Here is a 3,247-nt window from a genome sequence, read left to right on the forward strand (position 1 = left end):
CGCGCCACCGCCACCCTGGTCGGCACCAGCCTCTACGCCGGCTTCACCGCCTCCGCGTTAAAAACCGGCGCGACCGGCCAGACCAGCATCAGCGGCGTCGTGCTCGACAACCAAGAACACCCGTTGCCGAACGTCACCGTCCGAGTCGACGGCACCACCCGCGAAGCACAAACCGACACCCAAGGCCAATTCAAAATCAGCGAAGTCCCGGTCGGCGCGGTACGCCTGGTCGCCGACGGCAGCACCACCAGTGCCGAAGGCGAATGGCCGACCCTGGCCTTCAACCTGGTCACCATCGCCGGTGCCGACAACCCGCTGTCCGCGCCGATCTACCTGGTCAAACTCGACACCGTCAACGCCAAAACCGTCGGCGACCAAGACGTCACGCTGACCCTGCCCGACGTGCCCGGCTTCGCGTTGGAAGTCAAACGCGGCTCGGTCACCTTCCCGGACGGCAAGAAGACCGGGAAGCTCTCGGTCACGCCGGTCAACGCCAGCAAAATCCCGATGGCGCCGCCCAACGGCATGCAGCCGCAGTTTATTGTCACCATCCAACCGGTCGGGGCCAAATTCGACCCGCCGGCCCGGCTGACCCTGCCCAACGTCGACGGCCACAAACCCGGCGCGCAAGTGGAGATGTACTCCTACGACCACGACCTGGAGGAATTCGTAGCGATCGGCCTCGGCACGGTCAGCACCGACGGCAGCATCATTAAATCCAATGACGGCGTTGGAGTCATTAAGGCAGGCTGGCATTGCGGCAGTCAGCCGGGGGGGAGTGGGTGCGCGGCCAGTCCGGGGGAATGTCAAAAATGCGAGGGCAATTGCGTCATCGTCGATTTACCCAAGGTGCCGAACGTGGCGGGCGATTGCTTGAAACCCAAGGATTGCAAGTCCTCGGAAGCCGACCCGAGCGACGTTCCGGCTGATGTTGCCGGCGATTGTAAAAAGCCCGCTTGCCCGTCTCCAACCGTGGATACCAGCGACAAGCCGTCCGAGGAATGTAAACAATGTCAATCCGACGGCTCGATCGGTAACAAACCGGATGGTCAGTTTCCCGAGTCGACGACGCGCTGTTGCTATCAAGGTGAATCGGTGCCGAAAACGCCGGCCGATTTTGCAAGCTTGGCGAAGTGCCCTCAAAAAACGCAGAACACCACACGAAATCATGAAATCGACGGTTGCTCCAATTCGCCCGACGACTTGGAGAGTTGGGACAACCTGCCGTTCGCCACGAATTACGACATGTACGTGACTAATCCGATCTGGGGTACCGTGTTGGGCACGATTTCCAATGCGACTGCCGCGACCCAGACCTTGCCGTGCAATTTGCACGACATTTGTTATCAAACCTGCGGCTCCAGCCAAGCTACTTGCGATGCCGCCTTGGGCGCCGGAATTACCGCGAGTTGCGATACCGGTTACCCCTTCCCTTGTCCTTATGCAACGGCGTCGCAATGTCTGGAATACGATGAGGAATACGCGAGTTGTCGTGGTATCGGTCCGGTCTATCAAGACGGGGTTGCCAATTTCGGTAGCTCGGCTTTTGAAGAACGGCAAACTCAGTATTGCGAGTGTTGCTAAGCGCCATGAAAACGATTAGCTGGAGAATCTTTTTAGTGCTGGCGGTGATGCTGCGAGTCGAACTCGCGGCGGCAGACGTCAAAGTCTTCGAGTCATTATTTGCTAGGTATCAGGCAAATATCGATCAACAGTTTATTCGAATGATTCCGGAGGACGCGGATTCCCCTGCGATCCTGTATAAAAAATATCTGGATCACCGCAAGGCAAAAGCGCTTCCAGGCCAGGCCGAAGGCGTCGAATATTTAATCTATGATAGCCGCGCCGGTAAATCGATTAGTTTATGGGAAGCGAGAGCGGCCGATAAAACCGTCGTTGGCAAGATCGTCAAGAGAGATGACGGATATCTGATACCTTTGCTGAACGGAAAAGATCTCAAGATATTTAAATACAGTCCAAAGCAACAAAAACTTGAATCGGTAAATTTGAAGCCGTTCGGTGTTAAGGCCGGTAATTCAGTCAAGCAACTTTTTCACATTTCTACCGGTTATATTGCCTTGGTTGATGCGGAAAAAACGTCAAAATTGGTTTTCCAGGCCTATGACTCCGATGAGCAATTGTCCGTGGATTTTGCCTACCTCCAATTGCCGATCGTCGGAATAGAGGATGTTGCGGAGGCTAATGATACGATTTACATCGCAGCTAAGGCGAAAAAGAATTTGGATGAAGCAGTTAGCTTTCTTTTTAGAGTTAATAACAAGTTTGCGGCGGACAGCGTAAAAGTGGAAGGATTGGATGTCGATCCGAGATTAGCGCAGCATGCGTCGTTTATATCGACGACGCATGTTCAGCCCTCGCTACAAATAGTCAGTCGTAAGCGAAACCCTAGTCCGCCAAGTTTGTACTTGTATCGTGTTGGAGAGAAGGCCAAATTGATTTGGCATTTCGACTTCGATGAAATCGAAGCCGGGAGTCATTTGCAGATATCTGGAATTTGTCATGATAATTACCTGTTCGCAAGGCGAACAAAGCCAAACGGTAAAATTTCCGATACTGCTGAATTCAGATTACTGAATGCAGAGGGAAAGGAGTTGATGACTTGGACGAAGCAAATGATGACTAACGGATCACTGGTTGATGTTCGGCCTGAATCGATTGGACAAAGCGTTTTCTTAGTCAGCAATTTTTCAAAACTGGAAGATGCCCGCCGGCAGGACGGTTGGTACAGTTGGATGGGATTACAGATTGATAGAGTGCCGGTTTCAGAAGTATGTGCTACCAATCAAAAGGTTAATTGAAACAGTATTTCCGGCTCTTAAGGAGTCTATGACTAATGCAGTTTTTCAAGAAATTCAGGTGTGTAAGGTATTGATTGAAGCTGAAATTCGACATGACGAATTAATCAGAGGCTTCTTAAGGTTTCAAGGTCTAAAATTTAGCGAAGAAATTAGATTTAAAGCGCAGGATTTGATAATGCTTTCCGCGACATTAATTTAGCTTGAAGTTATTTAGGCAGGTTGCGAGGAATGACAAGTGATTAGAATTTTTCGGGGGTACTGATGTCGGTTTTTTGGCACGTATTGAGTAATACGATATCGAGAAAGTTAGTTGGCCAAGTTCGCGGTTCCGTATTGGTTAACTTTATAATGGTTCTGTCGGTAGTCTTAATTAGCTGGATCACCCCCCCGGCGGAAGCGGCGACGAATTGGGAACCTGTCTCGACCAG

3 protein-coding genes are annotated in these 3,247 nt (G+C 51.7%); 2 read left to right on the forward strand and 1 reads right to left on the reverse strand.

What is annotated here, in order from left to right; all coding sequences use genetic code 11:
- Together A1355_RS09505 and A1355_RS09510 are read left to right on the forward strand one after the other, a co-directional pair.
- A partial coding sequence (locus A1355_RS09505; RefSeq protein ID WP_197471770.1) for a carboxypeptidase regulatory-like domain-containing protein occupies window positions 1-1,584 on the forward strand: 1,584 nt, incomplete at its 5' end.
- 5 nt (window positions 1,585-1,589) lie between these two features.
- Window positions 1,590-2,819, forward strand: coding sequence for a hypothetical protein (locus A1355_RS09510; protein WP_064027368.1), 1,230 nt, complete (start codon window positions 1,590-1,592; stop codon window positions 2,817-2,819).
- 239 nt (window positions 2,820-3,058) lie between these two features.
- On the opposite strand, the gene A1355_RS26085 is transcribed toward A1355_RS09510, so the two are convergent.
- A partial coding sequence (locus A1355_RS26085; protein WP_231883622.1) for a hypothetical protein occupies window positions 3,059-3,247 on the reverse strand: 189 nt, incomplete at its 5' end.

This window comes from Methylomonas koyamae (assembly GCF_001644025.1).
GTDB classification, from domain to species: domain Bacteria; phylum Pseudomonadota; class Gammaproteobacteria; order Methylococcales; family Methylomonadaceae; genus Methylomonas; species Methylomonas koyamae_A.

What these genes read in the sequence shown, in the direction of transcription:
- A1355_RS09510 (WP_064027368.1), top strand. Translation starts at nt 1,590, where the DNA reads ATGAAAACGATTAGCTGGAGAATCTTTTTAGTGCTGGCGGTGATGCTG.